The 16,110-nt window shown below is 69.9% G+C and carries 17 protein-coding genes; 8 read left to right on the top strand and 9 right to left on the bottom strand.

Translation table 11 applies throughout. The features are described 5' to 3' along the window. Window positions 1–86: 86 nt before the first annotated feature. Window positions 87–815 (top strand): TetR/AcrR family transcriptional regulator, encoded by a 729-nt coding sequence (locus tag ACFWP5_RS30040; RefSeq protein WP_384163258.1) that lies wholly within the window; start codon window positions 87–89, stop codon window positions 813–815. Continuing rightward, a complete protein-coding gene (locus ACFWP5_RS30035) occupies window positions 808–1,551 on the top strand; it encodes an SDR family oxidoreductase (RefSeq protein WP_384163255.1) in 744 nt (247 codons plus the stop codon). Before ACFWP5_RS30040 ends, ACFWP5_RS30035 begins: the two co-directional genes overlap by 8 nt. Before the next feature lie 33 nt (window positions 1,552–1,584). On the opposite strand, the gene ACFWP5_RS30030 is transcribed toward ACFWP5_RS30035, so the two are convergent. From ACFWP5_RS30030 to ACFWP5_RS30020, 3 genes are all read right to left on the bottom strand, one after another. Continuing rightward, window positions 1,585–2,094, bottom strand: coding sequence for a hypothetical protein (locus ACFWP5_RS30030; RefSeq protein ID WP_384163252.1), 510 nt, complete (start codon window positions 2,092–2,094; stop codon window positions 1,585–1,587). Continuing rightward, window positions 2,091–2,507, bottom strand: coding sequence for a DM13 domain-containing protein (locus ACFWP5_RS30025; RefSeq protein WP_384163250.1), 417 nt, complete (start codon window positions 2,505–2,507; stop codon window positions 2,091–2,093). Before ACFWP5_RS30025 ends, ACFWP5_RS30030 begins: the two co-directional genes overlap by 4 nt. Before the next feature lie 303 nt (window positions 2,508–2,810). Next, a complete protein-coding gene (locus tag ACFWP5_RS30020) occupies window positions 2,811–3,476 on the bottom strand; it encodes a TetR/AcrR family transcriptional regulator (protein WP_384163247.1) in 666 nt (221 codons plus the stop codon). 204 nt (window positions 3,477–3,680) lie between these two features. On the opposite strand from ACFWP5_RS30020, the gene ACFWP5_RS30015 reads away from it, so the two are divergent. After that, on the top strand, window positions 3,681–4,898 hold the full coding sequence (locus tag ACFWP5_RS30015; protein WP_384163244.1) for a prolyl oligopeptidase family serine peptidase: 1,218 nt from the start codon (window positions 3,681–3,683) through the stop codon (window positions 4,896–4,898). A 7-nt stretch (window positions 4,899–4,905) separates the two neighbouring features. Here the strand turns inward: ACFWP5_RS30015 and ACFWP5_RS30010 are convergent, their stop codons facing one another. Beyond that, window positions 4,906–5,424, bottom strand: coding sequence for a proline dehydrogenase (locus tag ACFWP5_RS30010; RefSeq protein WP_384163241.1), 519 nt, complete (start codon window positions 5,422–5,424; stop codon window positions 4,906–4,908). Window positions 5,425–5,543: 119 nt separating this feature from the next. On the opposite strand from ACFWP5_RS30010, the gene ACFWP5_RS30005 reads away from it, so the two are divergent. Continuing rightward, the gene (locus ACFWP5_RS30005) at window positions 5,544–6,248 is read left to right on the top strand and encodes a PASTA domain-containing protein (protein ID WP_384163238.1); all 705 of its coding nucleotides are present in this window, start codon (window positions 5,544–5,546) and stop codon (window positions 6,246–6,248) included. 41 nt (window positions 6,249–6,289) lie between these two features. Here ACFWP5_RS30005 and ACFWP5_RS30000 read toward each other — a convergent pair whose 3' ends face one another. Continuing rightward, complete coding sequence (locus ACFWP5_RS30000) at window positions 6,290–7,243, bottom strand: LLM class F420-dependent oxidoreductase (RefSeq protein WP_384163235.1); 954 nt, start codon at window positions 7,241–7,243, stop codon at window positions 6,290–6,292. 113 nt (window positions 7,244–7,356) lie between these two features. On the opposite strand from ACFWP5_RS30000, the gene ACFWP5_RS29995 reads away from it, so the two are divergent. Further along, on the top strand, window positions 7,357–7,737 hold the full coding sequence (locus tag ACFWP5_RS29995; RefSeq protein ID WP_384163232.1) for a nitroreductase/quinone reductase family protein: 381 nt from the start codon (window positions 7,357–7,359) through the stop codon (window positions 7,735–7,737). On the opposite strand, the gene ACFWP5_RS29990 is transcribed toward ACFWP5_RS29995, so the two are convergent. The 4 genes from ACFWP5_RS29990 to ACFWP5_RS29975 are packed head-to-tail and all read right to left on the bottom strand — an operon-like array spanning window position 7,734 to window position 10,327. Further along, entirely contained in the window at window positions 7,734–9,116 is a 1,383-nt protein-coding gene (locus tag ACFWP5_RS29990; protein WP_384163229.1) for a hypothetical protein, read from the bottom strand. The two genes, ACFWP5_RS29995 and ACFWP5_RS29990, sit on opposite strands and share 4 nt — an antisense overlap. Before the next feature lie 38 nt (window positions 9,117–9,154). Beyond that, window positions 9,155–9,628 (bottom strand): hypothetical protein, encoded by a 474-nt coding sequence (locus tag ACFWP5_RS29985; RefSeq protein ID WP_384163226.1) that lies wholly within the window; start codon window positions 9,626–9,628, stop codon window positions 9,155–9,157. A 1-nt stretch (window position 9,629) separates the two neighbouring features. After that, a complete protein-coding gene (locus tag ACFWP5_RS29980) occupies window positions 9,630–9,908 on the bottom strand; it encodes a hypothetical protein (protein ID WP_384163224.1) in 279 nt (92 codons plus the stop codon). Next, entirely contained in the window at window positions 9,905–10,327 is a 423-nt protein-coding gene (locus tag ACFWP5_RS29975; RefSeq protein ID WP_384163221.1) for a hypothetical protein, read from the bottom strand. Before ACFWP5_RS29975 ends, ACFWP5_RS29980 begins: the two co-directional genes overlap by 4 nt. Window positions 10,328–10,454: 127 nt before the next feature. Here ACFWP5_RS29975 and ACFWP5_RS29970 point away from each other — a divergent pair, with 127 nt between their 5' ends. From ACFWP5_RS29970 to ACFWP5_RS29960, 3 genes are read left to right on the top strand one after another with little or no spacing between them, the layout of a single operon-like run. After that, entirely contained in the window at window positions 10,455–11,846 is a 1,392-nt protein-coding gene (locus tag ACFWP5_RS29970; RefSeq protein WP_384163218.1) for a hypothetical protein, read from the top strand. Beyond that, on the top strand, window positions 11,846–13,111 hold the full coding sequence (locus ACFWP5_RS29965) for a hypothetical protein (protein ID WP_384163215.1): 1,266 nt from the start codon (window positions 11,846–11,848) through the stop codon (window positions 13,109–13,111). The genes ACFWP5_RS29970 and ACFWP5_RS29965 overlap by 1 nt, the downstream gene beginning before the upstream one ends. 3 nt (window positions 13,112–13,114) lie before the next feature. Next, on the top strand, window positions 13,115–16,090 hold the full coding sequence (locus ACFWP5_RS29960; RefSeq protein ID WP_384163212.1) for a CHAT domain-containing protein: 2,976 nt from the start codon (window positions 13,115–13,117) through the stop codon (window positions 16,088–16,090). The last annotated feature ends 20 nt before the right edge of the window (window positions 16,091–16,110 follow it).

The following is a 16,110-nucleotide window of genomic DNA, read 5'->3' as shown; positions in this document are numbered from 1 at the left end:
GCACTGACGCGGTGGGAGGCGCCCTTGTTTTCATTGCTAACAGCAGACTGTTGTCAGCGATACGCATCGGTGTTATCGTCGATTACATGAACACGAGATCGCTGATAATCGAGGCGGCGGCGGAGCTGATCGCCCAGTCGCCGAGCGGCGACGTCTCGACACGCGCGGTGTGCGAGGCGGCGGGCGTCCAACAGCCCGTGCTGTACCGGCTGTTCGGCGACAAGGACGGACTGCTGGCGGCGACCGTCGACCACGTGTGGGACCAGTACCTGGAGACCAAGCGCGCCGCGGAGAAGTCGGCGGACCCGTTGCAGGACCTGCTCGCCGGGTGGGACAGCCATGTGGCGTTCGCGCTGGCGCATCCCAACGCCTACAAGTTGATGTTCGCCCCGGCACTGCGCTCCATGCCGGAGGCGGCGCAGGAGGCGTTGCGTATTCTCCAGGCGGTTCTGGAGCGGCTCGCCGCGCAGGGCCGGATGCGGATCGCACCCGGGATCGCGGCGCAAATGGTCATGACGGCCACCAATGGTGTGGCGCTGGCGCTGATCACCCGCCCCGAGCTGTACCCGGACGCCGGGCTGTCGACGCTGGTCCGGGACGCGATGGTGCAGGCAATCCTGCTCGGCCCGACGGCGGCGGACACGACGGCCCACGACGCCCGCGCGGCGGCGGCCACCACACTCCTCTCGTCCCTCGACGGCCTCACCCCCGAACCGTTCACCCCCGCGGAGTCGGCCCTGCTCGGGCAGTGGCTCACACAGATCCCCACCTCCACACAGCTCCCCACCTCACGGAAGGGCCCTCACCATGACTGACACCGGCACCCCCACCCGCGTCGCCCTGATCACCGGCGGCTCCGGCGGCATCGGCCGCGCGGTCGCGGAACGCCTCGCCAAGGACGGCATCGCCGTCGGTGTGCACTACGCAGGCAACAAGGCACGGGCCGACGAGACGGTCGCCGCGATCACCGCGGCCGGCGGCCGGGCGATCCCGGTCGGCGGTGATGTGGCCGACGAGCAGGAGATGGCCGCCGCCTTCGACGCGGTCGAGGCGGAGTTCGGCGGGCTCGACGTGGTCGTCAACACCGCCGGGATCATGGTCCTTTCACCCATCGCGACCATGAACCTCGACGACCTCGACCGCGTGCACCGCACCAACATCCGCGGCACGTTCGTCGTCTCCCAGCAGGCGGCCCGCCGGGTGCGCGCCGGCGGCGCGATCATCAACTTCTCGACCTCCGTCACCCGCACCAAGTTCCCGACGTACGGCGCCTACGCGGCGAGCAAAGCCGCGGTCGAGGCGATGACCCTGGTGCTGGCCCGCGAGCTGCGCGGCAAGGACATCACCGTCAACACGGTCGCCCCCGGCCCGACCGCCACGCCCCTGTTCCTCGACGGCAAGGACGAGGCGACGGTCCAGAACCTCGCCAAGGCGTCCCCGCTGGAACGCCTCGGCACCCCGGACGACATCGCCGAATCGGTCGCCTTCCTCGCGGGCCCGGCACGCTGGATCAACGGCCAGGTGCTGTACGCCAACGGCGGCCTGGCCTGAGCCACGGGCCCACTGTCCGGGAGGCTTTGAACGTCAGAGCCAACGACGGAACGGCTCCTGGAACACCGCCAGGTTCGGACGTTTTCGGCCCACGACCCTTTCCGCGAGGGTCGTCACGGAGAAGCGTGCGGCCAGGAGCGGCCACGCGATGACGACCGTCGAGAGGGCGGCCATGATCGGATACTCCGTGATGAGCTGATCGGCGCTCCAGTACATCAGCAGGGTGAAAGCCGACGCCAGGGACGCGGGCAGCGAGAAAACCCCCATGACGAGGACGACGCCCAGTGATGTCTCCAGAAGGGGCATCGCGAAGCCGAAGAAATGCGGCCATTCCGCGAGGGTGACATCCGAGAAGCTTTTGAAGAATCCCGGAACCCTGCTGTTCGACTTCGCACTGTTCGCCACCAGCAGGATGTCCGCCGCTCCGAAGTGCGCCCGGTATTTCAGCGTCCCCTCATGAAGCCACAGGACACCGAGGGTGACTCTGATCGCGCCGGCGAGGGCCGCCGCGATCAGAGTCGGGCGCGAAACAGACGTCTTCATGACAGTTTCGCGGCGCCGAATACCGCCTTCGCCTTGTCGCAGTGGATGACCACGGTGCTGTACATGGACGCGTTGACACCGTTGAGTGCGAACGTCTGGGACTTCGCGTCGAACTTCACGGCTCCGAGCTGCTTGCCCGCCGACACGGCGGCTTCATCCGTGCCGTTCGTGAGGTAGACATGCAGGTCCGGTCCCTCGTCGGACGAGAAGCCCGACAGCTTGACACCCGTACCGCTCACCTGCGCGGAGCCGGACACCTTCTTGCCGTTGAGCCCCGCGAACATGCCCTGCTTGTCCGCGGACTGCATCGCCGGCTGCGAGGCCGACATGGAGGCCGCCGCCTTCGAGGTGGAGTCCTTGTTGTCAGATCCGCCGCACGCCGTGAGCGTGAAGGAAATCGCAACGAGAGCCACGCCGGCAAACCCGATTTTCCGCATGCCAATTTTCCTCTTCTTGATTCCACTGGAATCGGCGGCAATAGAAACTGGCTGCCGCCGAGCAAGACCAACCTACCCACGGAAAACGGGAAGAGGCCCACCTGACAGAGGGACGTAAGAAATGCTTCACATCTATTGCGAGTTCCTGACGCCTGAAAACGTGTGTGCGAGCGATCAGGGGAACGGGACACATCAGGAGTGAGACGTTGCGGGTGACGGGTGGGTTCGCACTCTCGGTCCAACACCCGGCGACGGAGCGACGGGCCTGCGCCGACAGCGTCAGGAACGCGCCGGCTTCTCCCCCGCGGGGTACACGCCCGGTCCGATGCCGCGGAACTCGGGGGCCGGAGGCAGGCGCTCCGCCCCGTCCGGCTGGGTGCGCATGCCGTCCAGCAGCAGTCGCAGGTAGCGCCGCCACAGATCGGGGTCTCCGGTCTGGTCGGTGACCGCGGCCACCATCAGCTGGATCATCGGGAGATCCAGGTGTTCCACGTCGGGGCGCAGCGCCCCCTGCTCCTTGGCACGCGCGATCAGCGGATCGACCAGTGGCTTGATCCGCTGATCGACGAGGGCATGCCGCTGGGCGGCCTTGCCGGTGCCGAGCATGACCTCGCGCAGTCCCCGGTCGTGCGCCTGGAGTTCGCACACCTTCTCCAGGCTGGACGCCAGCCCGTGCCACGGGTCGGGATCGGCGGCGGCTTCCCGGGCGGACGCCTCGACCTGGTCGATCATGTCCTCGAAGACCGCGTCGACCAGCTCCTCCTTGTTGGAGAAGTGCCGGTAGGCCGTCCCCACACCGAGCCCCGCGTGGCGGGCGACATCGTCGAGGGTCGCGGCCAGACCCCGGTCGCGGAACACCTCGCGGGCGGCGGTCATCAGGCGGCGGCGGTTCAGCTCGGCATCGCGCCGCAGCGGCGGTCTCCCGGGTCCAGCGAGCTCCGCCATGCCAGTCGTCACGCCTTCCGGATGGTCCCGAATCGTCCAGCTCATCGTACCGGCGCGAACTGGGCACCCCTTGATCAGGTTCGATCCCGGGGTGATCACCCCGAGCTCTAATCGGAGATGTCATCTCCGTTTGATGTTACGGTGACAGAAGGAAGCGGAGATTGAATCTCCGATTACCACCTCACGTCGGCGGGAGAAGAGGACATGGACATGCGCGGAGAGAGCACAACACCTCAAGGAAAGGCGCGGGCGGGCTGGTGGAGGGGCGGCGCTGTCGTCACGGTCACCATCATCGCGGGACTGGCCCTGGTCGCCTGCTCTTCGGGCGGCACCAATTCGGCCGGCGGTACATCCAGCCCCGGCGCCAAGACGGCCGCATGCCCCACGGGCGCGAACACCGCCGGGGCCGGTGCCGGTGCCGGAACGCCCACCGGAATGCCGTCGGGCAACGCGGGAGGCATCGCCATGGCCAAGACCATCAAGAAGTCGGACACCAGCACCAGCACCGTGATCAACCCCAAGGGTGCGCAGATCCGGTGCGCCACCGCCGGGATCACCACCACGCACGACATCACGTACTCCTCGCCGACCACCGACGGCAGGAAGAGCGACCTGAAGCTGGACATCCAGGTGCCCACGTCCACATCGGGCAAGAAGCCGCTGGTCATCTACCTGACCGGCGGTGGGTTCGTCATGGCGGACCGCACCGCCAACCTGAATCAGCGCACCTATGTGGCCGACCAGGGTTATGTCGTGGCCAGCGTCCAGTACCGCACCACCAAGGACGGCGCCACGTACAAGGACGCCGTCGCCGACGTGAAGTCCGCGATCCGGTACCTCCGCGCCAACGCGGACAAGTACTCCATCGACGCCGACCAGGTCGCCGTATGGGGGCAGTCCGCGGGCGGCTACCTGGCGGCGATGACCGGTGCGACCAACGGGGAGAAGTCCTTCGACGTCGGCGACAGTCTGGACCAGAGCAGTGAAGTGCAGGGCGTCATCGACGAGTTCGGCCCGGCCGACCTGTCCGAGCTCGCGGCCGACTACGACACGGCGGCACAGAAGGCCAACTACGCGGCGGGCAACAGCGCCGCCCAGTGGGTCTACGGCCCCGGCACCAAGAAGTCGGTCGCGGACCGCACCGGCGAGGTCGCGGCCGCCGACCCGGCCACGCACATCAGCTCCAAGACAGCACCGTTCATCCTCTTCCACGGCAGCGCCGACAACCTGGTCTCACCCAGCGAAACCCTGAACCTGCACACGGCACTACGCACCAAGGGAATCGACAGCGCCCGTTACGTCCTCACCGGCGCCGGCCACGGCGACCTGTCCTTCACCGGCGACACCTCGGGCTCCCTGCCCTGGTCCACCCAGGAGACGATGGGCCACATCGTCGACTTCCTGGGGCGGCACCTCAAGTAGTCGAGGATCAGGCGGCGTTGCCGATGACACCGCGGGCCGCGAGCCGGAAGGCCCTGACTTCCTGGTAGAGGACTCGCTCCCGTTCGGCGGCGAGGGCCGCGTCCTCGGCCTTGCGGGCGACGTCCCCCGCGCGAGCGCTGTCGGCCATCTGCCGCATGACTTCGGAGAGGCCCCTGGACGCGTCGGCGACTCTCTCGGTGACTCCCACGAGGGAGGCCGGACCTTCGAGGAACACGACTTCGGCGGCTCGGTGAACCTCGCGGGCAAGGGCGATGAAGCGACGTATCTTCTCATCGACATCGGGCAGTTCGGGCTCGTCCGCACGCAGCGCGTCGAGTACGGCGTCCATGGCGATGTCGCGGTCATGGAGCGCGCCCAGGTAACTGGCGTAGGCATCGCGGCGATGCCGGCGACGCCACTGGTCGTTCTGAGCCCGTGTCTGTGTCCGACTGCTCACGATCGCGGCACCGAGAGTGGCGGCAGAGCCGACAGCGGCACCCAGCAGCGCGGCGAGTCCTGCGTCCATCCGCCCAGTCTGCCGTTGCCGGACACCGTTCCGAAACCTGTCACGGTTCGTCACGCAGCGTGCGGCCGGGCCTCCGTGTCTGACACAGTGTCCCTTCATCCACACATCAGGGGCGTACCGTGTCCAACTCCGTATTTACGCCACCAGGTCAGCCTCCATGGGCCGCCGGACCATCCCCGAAGCCGAAGAGGAAGCGCGACTGGAAGCTCGTCGGCGGAGTCACCGCAGGCATTCTCGTCATCGGCGGCCTCGGAACCGCCTGCCACAACACCACGGGCGCAGGCGGAAGTTCAACCGCCACAGCCACCAACGGGAGCAGCGACAACGCCAAGACCGGCGGTAAGTCCAGGACCGTCCCCGACTTCATCGGCATGGGTCTTCAGTCCGCGCAGGACGCCGCCCAGAAGCAAGGCTTCTACAGCCTCAAGTCCCATGACTCGCTCGGCCGTGACCGTCATCAGATCCTCGACCGGGACTGGAAGGTCTGCTCCCAGAACGTGAAGGCCGGCACGACCACGTCCACGGAGACCCAACTCGACTTCGGTGCCGCGAAGTTGGACGAGACCTGCCCGGCGAAGGACCAGTCCGCGCCCGCATCGGCCGGCGGAACGATGCCGGACTTCAAGGGGAAGTCGGTGAACACCGCCCGCGACGCACTCGCCTCCGGCACGTCGATCACGGTCAAGGACGCCTCCGGTAAAGGGCGTTACGTTCTCCTGGAGTCGAACTGGCAGGTGTGCTCGCAGAAGCCGCCGACCGGGACGAAGTTGAGCGGGCAGCCGGTGGAGTTCTCCGCGGTGAAGTTCGGGGAGTCCTGTCCGTAGCTGAATTCGACGGCCCGCCCGGTGAAGTCCCGCCGGCGCGGTCAACCCGCCAGCGCCGTCAACGTCCGTTCCCCACCCGGGTCTCCGGCCGTGGCCGGGACCACCGCGATCTCGTCCAGGCCGGCCTCCGCGTAGGCGTCGATACGAGCGCGGACAGTGGCGGCGTCACCCACAAGGGCAACCGTGTGCGCTGCCTCGGGCGGGAGCGCGGCGACAAGGGTGCCGGGGTCGGCGCCGGAGCGGGCCAGTTCCACCGCCTCGCCGAAGCCGGCCTCGGCGAACACGTCGCTGTAGCCCGGCACCGTCAGATAGCCGACGATGCTGCGCAACACCTGGGTGAGGGACTCCGGTTCGGGATCCACCGCCGTAGGCAGCCAGGCGGCCAACCTCGGTGGAGTGCGGCCCACTCGCTCCGCGGCCTCGGTCAACTTGGCGCGCAGCACGCGGACTTGCTCCGGCGAGACGACATCGAGCAGCATCCGGTCCGCGTGCTCGGCGGCCACGGCGATCGCGCGGTCACCGAACGCCGCTACGGTGAGCGGGCCGCCGGGCGGCTGTTGGCGCCGTAGGAAGACGCTTCCGGGCACGATCGTCTCGCCCGGTTCACCGTGCAGGAGGTCGCGTACCGCCTCGGCGCTCTCGGCCAGTGCGGCGGCGGGGTGGGTACGGGGCCGTCCGTGCACCCCTTCGACGACCCGCTTGCTGGACGTGCCCAGTGCGACCCCTACCGGACGGCCGATTACGGCGGCGGCCGACGCGGCGCCCCGGACGATGGTCAACGGGTCGCGTACGGAGACGGGTACGGGTCCTGCCGTCAGCGCGACCCGCTCCGTACGGAGCCCGATCGCCGTGGCGAGCACGAACGCGTCCCACGTCGGCCCCTCCCCGGCCCACACCTCCCGATACCCGAGCCGGTCCGCCAGTTGGGCCACCCGCAAGGGCTCGTCGACGGGACTGTCGTCTTCACGCGCCGCAGCGACCACGCTGATCTCCATACGCGGCACGGTAGTTGCTCGGACCGCCCACCGACATCCCGCCACAGCCATGCCCACAAGCCCAGTTGACAGCGTCGAGCGCCCCCTACCTACGCCCGCCCTGGGGAGCACGGGTGATCGGCAACCGGATGGCCAGGCTCTTCGCGCGGTCGGTGCTGAGCACGCTGAGCGTTCGTGGGCGGACCAGTGGGCGCCTGCGGAGTGTGCCGGTGGCCGTCCTCGAACACGGCGGGGAGCGGTACCTCATCGCGCCCCGCGGCAACACCGAGTGGTCCCGCAATCTGCGTGCCGCGAAGAGCGGGCGGCTGCAACGCAAGGGCCTGATCGAGGAGTTCGAGGCGGTCGAGGTGCCGACGGACGAGCGTTCGCCGCTGATCGCCGTCTACCTCGAACAGTTCGGCCGCTTCCCCACCGTGGCCGAGACCTTCCGCCAACTCCCGGACCCCGCCGACCATCCCACGTTCCGCATCGTCGGCTCCCGCAGCCTCCGCTAACGGCTCACCACGCTCATCGCCATACCCGCCACCGCGCCCATCCGGCGCTTGCGAAGGTCCAGCACAGGCGACGTGACCGAAATGCCTTGAGACGCCAGCAAGTTCATCAACGCCCAGATGATGTCGGGGCGTCCCGTCAAAGAGAGTTCCTGGCCGTCGGGAGCGATGACCGTAGCCGCGGTCACGCCCGCGAGGAGGCTGCTTCGGGCCCAGTCGACGTCGTACGAGATGCCGTTCGGGGTGACGGTGAGGACGACCTCCTTGGTGCGGTGGAGGACGGTCAGGTAGTCCATCGGTACCGTCAGTCGTCGGGCGGCGTCGAACGGGGGCGTGCCGTCAGCCGGTTGGACGCGCAGGACCGTGTCGAGGACGGGGCCGTGGTCCTGGAAGGTGGTCCTGGCGCGCATCTCCAGGAAGCGGGCGCGCACCAGAACACCGCCCCGGCGCGACCAGCGTCGGCCGACCGAGCCGAACGCGGCCTTCTCACCCGGGAGTTGGTCCGCGAGCCAGCGGGTTTCCTCGCCCGGCTCGCTCACCGGTGCCGGTTCCTCGGGGAGGGCGCGGTCGCGGTCGGCCAGGGCGGCGTAGCGTGCGGCCGTGTGCGGGTCCAGGCGCCGGAGGTCGATCGTGTCGCCGTTCATGACGACGCCTCCGACCTCCCGTGAGATCCGCATCTGCTGGAGCTGGCGGTCAACTCGCCGTGTGGCATGGTCCGTTCGGCCTTCGAGGTCGATCACCCTGCAGGTTCTCGTGCCCGCGAGCAGGTTGCTGCGCGGCCAGTGGGGAGTGACCGTTCGCCGAGCCCCCGGAGCGGCCGGGTCGTCGACGAGGACGACCAGGCGTCCCGCCGTGATCGCCGAGAGGCACAGGGACGGCACCCGCCACTCCCCCGTCACCTCGAACCCGGCGGTCCCGTCGGTCTCCTCGGCCTCGTGCACCCGCAGCCTCAGCCTGATCAGCGGTGTGAATTCATCGGGCGTGTAGTTGCCGTAGTGGGTCGTGAAGGTGGACTCGCCGTCGGGGTTGTACCGGGCCAGTGATGCCTCCAGCACGTCCGCCCGTACCAACTGCGCCTGGGCCGGACCCTGTTCGGATCGCGGCGCCCACATCACGAAGGTGTCGTCCGGGCACCGGTTGCTCCCGCCCTTCACGCGGTCCCTGCGCGTGATCCGGGGAAATTCCTGGCGCGTGGCGGTGATCGCCAGGACAGGGATCATGACCGTGCCGACCAGCCCGAAGGCAATCATGATCGCCGGCCAGTCCCAGCCGGGATAGTCGCTCCAGGCGGAGCACCCGACGAAGAGGAAGATCGGGCCCCCCGAAAGACAGACCGCGGTGAACAGCAGATTGCCTACGAACACACGCGTATGGCTGCGCATTTCCCCTCCTCCTCCATGCACTCGTTCTCCGCGCTCGCTCACAACTCGACACGGAACCGCCCGCCGGACGGGTCCACCACGGCCGCGAGCCGGCGGCCCACGCGCAGGGCGGGATGGTGCGTACGTCTCCAGGTCGCCTCGAACGTCCGCAGCCCCGGCCCGCTGACACGCAGACCGACCTCGACACCGGATGCCTCTCCGTCCCAGTCGAAGCAGGTCAGATCGGTGATCTCCGCGGTCGCCGGAACCCCTACGGCGTCCAGCCGCCGGTTCTGCTCCCTTTCGGCGATCGCGTTGCCCCAGAACCCCAGGCCCACGGGAACGAAGACCACCGTGAACACGACGCCCATGACCATGACGTCCGCGCCGGTGAAGACGGCGAAGCCCAACATGACCGGGCCGCACAGGGCCACCATCGCGGCGGTGACGTACAGGAACGCGGCATCCCACGGGCCGACATGATCGATCAGCGCCATCCGCGCCGGCTCGGGACGGACTCCGTCGTCGGTCATGTCAAGGTTCCGAGCCCTCGGGCCCGCTCCGCTCCAACCGCTCCACCAAGGCTTGCAGTTCGGGGAGGCGGTGGGCGTCGTAGAGGACGGAGTGGCGTCTGCCGTGCTTGGTGGTGATCGTCAGTCGGCGGATGCGGCCGGTGCGGAACTCGATCCGGGGCTCCTCCCAGACGTGGTACCGGGCGGCGTCGACGTAGCCGAACACCTCCAGTACCCGGCCGTCGAAGGAGAGCATCGCCGAATCGGTCACCGGCACGTCGACGTGCGGTGTCTGTGTCACGGGGTCACGCCGTCGCCCGCGTAGAGGTAGCCGCCGGGGTGGGCGGGGTCGGCCACCAGCAGGACCTGGTCACCGGTGCGGGGTATCCGCAGCTTGGAGACGATGGTCTGGAGAGTGATCCGGTCGGTGCTCCCGGTCGGCTGCACGACCAGGTCGACCACCGGGTCGTGGTTGACGAGTTGGCCGGTGTCGGCGATCGACACGACTACGGCGGTTGTCGTCGGCGCTCCCGCGGCGAGCAACTGCTGTACTCCGAGGCCCGAGTTGTACGCGCCGACCGACTGCTGGACTCTGGCGTAGTCCTCGTTGCCGAGGAACGCGCGGGTGGTTCGGCCGTAGAAGCCCTTGCCGCCGGCCACCTGGCCCGCGATCTCGGCGGCCCGCTCCTCGCGGCTCTTGCGACGCCCGAAGATTCCCATGACGGCTGCTCCTTCTGGTCGGGGTGGATGCCCGTGGTTCCCGCTGTCCCTGTGGACGCTAGGCGGCCCCGATCGCCTACCGATCCCAGGTTCGCCCGCCCGATCTCGGACGACGTACCCTCCTGACATGCCGCTTCCCAGCCAGCCGACCGGCGAGCGCCGACCGCGCGCCATGGTCATCGACGGCGCGTGGCGTGCCCTCGGACCGGGGCTGGAATCGCTGAGCGGCCCCGGTGGCGCCCCGCTCACCCGGACGGTCAAGCTGATCGTGCTGCCGTTGATCGTCAGGCCGACCCTGCATCCCGAACTCGCGGTGGACTTCCTCGCACCGGAGCCGGCCGCGCGTCTCGACGCGCTGATACGGGAGTCCGGTACGCGGCTTGTCGCTACGGCACAGTGGTTCACGCTCCTCAAACGGACCCGCCGGGCGCTGGGCATCGTGTCGGGCCACCCCCAGGATCTGTACTTCCAGCGGTGCTTCGAACTGGCCGCCGAGCACGGGGAACCCGCCGCCGTTGCGGGTGCGGGCGCGCTGGCCAGGGCCGTCGTCGAGGACGTCGCGGACGCGGACGGCGGCCGTACGGTGGACGCGCTGAAGCGGTATCTGGCGGATGCCGCCCAACGCGCCCGGCTGGACGTCGAGTTGGGCGTCGCGTGGGACCGTCGCCAGTCGGCTCCGGTCGCCGATACGGTCGCTGCGGTCGCGCTGGCGGGTGAGGTTCTGGAGGCTTGCGGCGGCGCGGAGGGGCCGAGGAACTCACCGTCGTACATGTCCATGGTCGAGGCGGGACACGGCGAACTGCTCGGCCGGGCGCTGTGGGCGCACGCGAGCGGGGTCTGGGGGCGGGCCGATCTCCCGGCCCATCTCGGCCTGACCGAACGGCAGTTGCCGCCGCGGCCGCAGGTCGGCCGGGGTGCCTCGACGGCCACGCTGCCCGCGCCGCTGGACCGCACGCTCTTCGAGCGGCTCTTCGTCGTGCTCCAGTCGTCGGCCCGGCGCGAGGAGTTGCCCACGGTGCCGGAACTCGTCGGACGGGAGGTCGGCCGCAGTTGCGCTCCGCTCGGTCTCTACGACGAGAGCCTGCGCGTCGCTGTCGTACTCGGCGGCCGACTCGCGGTCGGCCTCGACCCGTTGGGCATCGAGGAGCCCGCGCCGGGCCGGACCGCGGCGCACCGAACCGTCAACAGCCGTTGGCGCAGGGAGGCTTCGGTCCTTCGCGCCCGCCGGATGACCGTCTCGCCTCGCCCTGATCCGGACGGCGGGGTACTGGACTCCCTCGCCCAGGATCTTCGTACGCCGTGGACCGCCTACATGCGGCGGCTCTGGGTGCGGTTGCACGGGCGGGACGTCCGCGACGCACCGCTCGCCGATGCCGCGTCGGCCTGGGCGGTGCTCGACGGGGTCGCCCGCTCCGTGATGATGGACCACCGGGCCCGGGTCCGGTCGGCGCTGCGGACGTTGTCGGCATCGGCGGCACCATCTGCCGTAGCCGAAACGGCCGAGTCGAGGAGCGCGTGATGGCGCGTGGCCCTGTCGACGTCCATGTCGTGCGCGGTGATGACGGCACGATCCGGATCGCCGCCGATCCTGCCACCAGTGCTTCCGCCGCTCCCGACTTCACGCGTGCGGTTCTCGACGTCGCGGGCGCCGTTCTGACCTGGCCCGTCCTTGGGGATCCGGTGCTGCCGGTGGCGGAGATACATGACGTGGCGCGGGCGCAGCAGTGGTTGTGGGCGGTCTACGGCGAGCGCGTCGCCGAGGCCGTGCACGCCTGTGCGGCAGGCGAGTTGGTCGATGTGCGGGCGCCTGCGGACACGACCCGGCTCGCGGGCAGCGCCGGGCGGCTCGGTTTCGGGCACTGGGCGGCGCGGTGGTGGCCTGCGTCGTACCTGGACGGGATTCCCGTGCTCCAACCGGACGTGCTCGGACTGGAGTTGGCCGCGCTCACGCACGAGTGCCAGCAGTTGTTCGACGACGTTGGTGATCAACCCGACGACTGCGTGGCCGAGTTGATCGGGGATCACCAAGTCGCCCTCGACCCGCTGATCCAGTGGTGGCACGGCACACCGCCGTCGACGGACACGGCACGCCGACTGGAGAGCGTTCTTCGGTCGGTCGACGACGCGGCGGACAGCGCCGGGTTGGACGGGCCGGCTCTGCGTCGCCTTCGGTCGTCCCTGACTCAGCTCCGTCCGGACGCCACTCCGGTCGATCCCGTCGCACTGTTCGTACGACACGACGGCTACGCCCTTGCCGCGGGCGAACCGCTCGTCGCGGGCGGCCGGTTGATCGCGCGGGGCTCGGGGACCAACGACTGGCGCCGCTACCCGCCCGGCTTCGTCGACGCCTCCGAGACCGCGGTGTCCTGGACCGCCCGCGCGCTCGGCGCCCGACGGCAGATCGAGGTCGAGGTCGTCGCGCACATCGCGGCGCCCGGCACCGCCGTACCCCTCGCGGCGGAGGTCCGCGTGAACGACGGTCCCCGGAATCGGGTGCCCCTCTCCAGGCGGGTCGACGTGTGGACCGGCCGGGCGGACCTGGACCTCCCTGCCGGAGAGACCCAGCCGCACATCGAACTCGGTGTGCTGCTGCCCGGGTTCGACCCGGGACCGGGTCCCGAGGTCGGCGCCGACCGGGACTCGGTCCGCGCGCTGGTCCGACGACGCCTCGCGACAGCGGCACAGCCCGGCGCGTTCAACTCACCGCCGTACGACAGCACTTCCGGACCGTTCCGACCGTTCCTCGCCGAGATCACCGCCGCTGCCACCGATGAGGACTACTGACGGATGCCGGACGAGGAAGACGAGGAAGACAACGCGGTGGGCGGCGGAGTGGACCACACCACGGGCGACGGAGTGACGCGACTCTACGGAGAACCGTTCGACAGCGGCTTCGCCCAGGCCGAGCACCTTCACCTGGCCGCCGATCTCGCCACCGCGATCGCCGTCTACGAGGAGATGCTCGCCCTGGCCGAGTCCATCGAGGACTCCCCCGACGTGCGCTTCCTGCGGGCGCATCTGCTGGCGGACATCACGAGTGTCCACCTCGCCTCGACAGATCTGGCCGGGGCCGAGGACACCAACAAGCGCTCCCGTGCGCTGCTCGACGACATCGCCTCGGCACCGATGGGGCCGCGCGGCCGTCAACTGTGGCTGGAGATGCTGCTGCGGACGCTGATCGCCGGAGCCGACCTCCTGCGCAGGACCGGGCGTCTGGACGAGGCGCTGGCCTGTCTCGACGAAGCGGCGGTCAGGCTGCCCGAGTTCGACGACCCCGACGGACTGCGCACCTCCGAACTCGGCCTGAACCGCGTGCACTTGCTGATGGACCGGGGTGAGTGGGGAGCGGCCGAGGATCAGGCGTCGGCGCTGCTGTCGACCACGCCGACGACCGCGGTGGAGACGATCCCGCGGCTGCTCGTCGCCCTCGGACTGATCTGCTCCTCGACCGGGCGGTTCGATCCGGCCGAGGACTACTTCGCCCGTGCGGAGGACCGTTTCCGGGCGATCGGGGACACCGGTGGGCAGCGGACGCTGCTCGCGCACCGGGCGTACGCGGCGATGCACCGGGGTGAACTCGACCTCGCGGAGCGGCTGTTCGCGGAGGCTTCCGTGTTCTTCGAGCGGCAGCGGTGGTTCGGCGACCTCGCGGTCTGCGAACAGGCCCGTGCCTTTCTCGCCGGTCGGCGCGGCGACGCGATCGGCGCGGAGGATCTGCTGGCGGCGAGCCTGGCCCGGTTCGAGCGGCTCGGCGCCTCGATCGCCGCCGCCGACACCATGCTGTTGGGCGCCCAACACGCGTACGACCGGGGCGACATCGACGAGATGAAGCGGCTGGCCCAAGGCGCCCGGGACGTGTACCAGGAGCGGGAGGTGTACGAGCGGTGCGCGCAGGTCGACCTCATGCTGGCACGCACTCTTGAGGACAACCTGAACCGGACGGACCACGGCGACCGCGAGCGTGAGTCGATCGACACCGCGCTCTCCCTCTCCCTGCCCGCCGCGCTGGCCCTGGAGGCGGCACGCTACGACTTCGCGACCGCCCACGCGCGCAGCCAGTGGCTTGAACTGGCGGACGAGGCCATGCAGTTGGTGTTCCGCCTCGCGATCCGTCGGCAGGACCAGGGCCTGCTCTTCGAACTGGCGGAACACCGTTGTGCGGGCGCCTCGTTGGCCCTGGACCGTACGCCGCCCTCCGAGCCGGTCGAAGACCCCGCGTCGGTCTTCCCGAGTGCGGCGATGAAGTCGTACGCGAACCACGAGCACGCCGAGGGCACGATGACGCTCGGCGGTGTCGCGGCGGAGGCCGCCGCCTCGGTCGGCCTGCGGGTCGCGCCGCCGCCGAAGGTGCGGATGTCGGCACAGTCGGGCCCGGGCCGCGTCGCGCTCCAGGAGTACATCGCGGCGGCCGAGTTCCGCTATCACCGGCGGATCGTGCACGAGGAAGCGGTGCCGTTCTGGATCACCGACGACCTGACGAGCCGCCCGGTGGTCCAGGTCCGACTGGTCGACGCCGGCGACCTGTTCATGACCTGGCTGTGGGCGGGCGGCGCCCAGGGGTTCGGCACCGGTCACGGGCCCGGTGCCGAAGTCGACCAGGCGGTAAGGGCGTTGACCGACGCACTGCCGGGTGCGGGCGACGGAGCGGAGGGCATGCGGCGGGCGTTCGACTCGGGTGCGCTGGCCGAGCACGGAAGCGAACGTCGGCTCGCGCGAACACTGGCCGAGGCCCTGTGGCCCGAGCAACTGACCGCGCAGATACGCCAGGTGGCGGAACGGGCGGGCCGTCCCCTCGTACGGATCCAGCCGTCGCCCCGGGTCGCCCAGGTCCCCTGGGAACTGCTCGCCGTCGACGACGGGACCGACGTACGGCTCATCGACCTGGCGGATGTCGTGACCACCGCGCCGGCGTCGTTGCGGTCGCGGGGTCCAGCGGCTCCGACGACACAGGCCACGGACACCGGGACGAACACCAGGACCGACACCGGCCCGGTCGTTCTCGTCCTCGACCCCCGCGTCCCCGGCTTCCGCGCCGACTCCCCGCTCGGCTCGGTCCTGGGACCGCCCGGCTCCGACCCGGAGCTGTTGTCGCTGGTCCGCACCCGTCTCGACGCGGGTGCCGTCGTACCGTCCATCGCGGCCCCCGCGGAGGCCTTCCGCCGCACGGACCTGGACCGGGACTGGCTGAGCGGCGTGCTCCGCAAGGGCGCCCGCAGGCTGATGTACGTCGGCCATGTGAGCGGTGCACCGGTCGGGGGCGGTCAGAGCGAGGACGGCACCCTCCACCTGTGCTGCGACGCGGGCGCCACCGGCCTGGCCGAGCCGCTCCGCACCCACCGGCCACTGTCGGCCAAGGATCTCCTGCTGGGCTCGCTCCCCCTGCGCGCGGACGGCGAACCGGGCGCGCGGATCTGGCCCGCGCCACCCCGTGTCGCCCTCATCGGCTGCGAGAGCGGCGGCGATCTGCGGTTCGCCGAGTCGTTCGGCCTGGCGACGGCGATGCTGTACAACGGCGCCGAACTCGTCACCGCCACCCGCTGGGTGCTGCCGACCAGCTTCGCGTTCCACCGCCTGGCCCAACTGGCCGAGTCCGTCCGCCCGTTGTCGGAGGCGATCATCGCCGTCGACACCGCGCACGAGCACGAGGACCCCGTACTGAGCCTCGGCGGCTGGCAGCGCGAGCAGCTCGACCGCTGGCGCGCCGACGGCCGTATCGAGCACTCGCCGCTGCTGTGGGCGGCGATGACCTCCATCGTCGTATGACTCAGTTGACTCGGTGCTTC

The organism is Streptomyces sp. NPDC058469 (assembly GCF_042721125.1).
Classification (GTDB): domain Bacteria; phylum Actinomycetota; class Actinomycetes; order Streptomycetales; family Streptomycetaceae; genus Streptomyces.
The sequence above is the reverse complement of the archived record's forward strand: the minus strand, read 5'-3'. Positions and strand labels throughout refer to the sequence as shown.

Coding starts and splice junctions, on each gene's coding strand:
- ACFWP5_RS30040 (WP_384163258.1), top strand. CDS start 87: ATGAACACGAGATCGCTGATAATCGAGGCGGCGGCGGAGCTGATCGCC.
- ACFWP5_RS30035 (WP_384163255.1), top strand. CDS start 808: ATGACTGACACCGGCACCCCCACCCGCGTCGCCCTGATCACCGGCGGC.
- ACFWP5_RS30030 (WP_384163252.1), bottom strand. CDS start 2,094: ATGAAGACGTCTGTTTCGCGCCCGACTCTGATCGCGGCGGCCCTCGCC.
- ACFWP5_RS30020 (WP_384163247.1), bottom strand. CDS start 3,476: ATGGCGGAGCTCGCTGGACCCGGGAGACCGCCGCTGCGGCGCGATGCC.
- ACFWP5_RS30015 (WP_384163244.1), top strand. CDS start 3,681: ATGGACATGCGCGGAGAGAGCACAACACCTCAAGGAAAGGCGCGGGCG.
- ACFWP5_RS30010 (WP_384163241.1), bottom strand. CDS start 5,424: ATGGACGCAGGACTCGCCGCGCTGCTGGGTGCCGCTGTCGGCTCTGCC.
- ACFWP5_RS30000 (WP_384163235.1), bottom strand. CDS start 7,243: ATGGAGATCAGCGTGGTCGCTGCGGCGCGTGAAGACGACAGTCCCGTC.
- ACFWP5_RS29990 (WP_384163229.1), bottom strand. CDS start 9,116: ATGCGCAGCCATACGCGTGTGTTCGTAGGCAATCTGCTGTTCACCGCG.
- ACFWP5_RS29985 (WP_384163226.1), bottom strand. CDS start 9,628: ATGACCGACGACGGAGTCCGTCCCGAGCCGGCGCGGATGGCGCTGATC.
- ACFWP5_RS29975 (WP_384163221.1), bottom strand. CDS start 10,327: ATGGGAATCTTCGGGCGTCGCAAGAGCCGCGAGGAGCGGGCCGCCGAG.
- ACFWP5_RS29970 (WP_384163218.1), top strand. CDS start 10,455: ATGCCGCTTCCCAGCCAGCCGACCGGCGAGCGCCGACCGCGCGCCATG.
- ACFWP5_RS29965 (WP_384163215.1), top strand. CDS start 11,846: ATGGCGCGTGGCCCTGTCGACGTCCATGTCGTGCGCGGTGATGACGGC.
- ACFWP5_RS29960 (WP_384163212.1), top strand. CDS start 13,115: ATGCCGGACGAGGAAGACGAGGAAGACAACGCGGTGGGCGGCGGAGTG.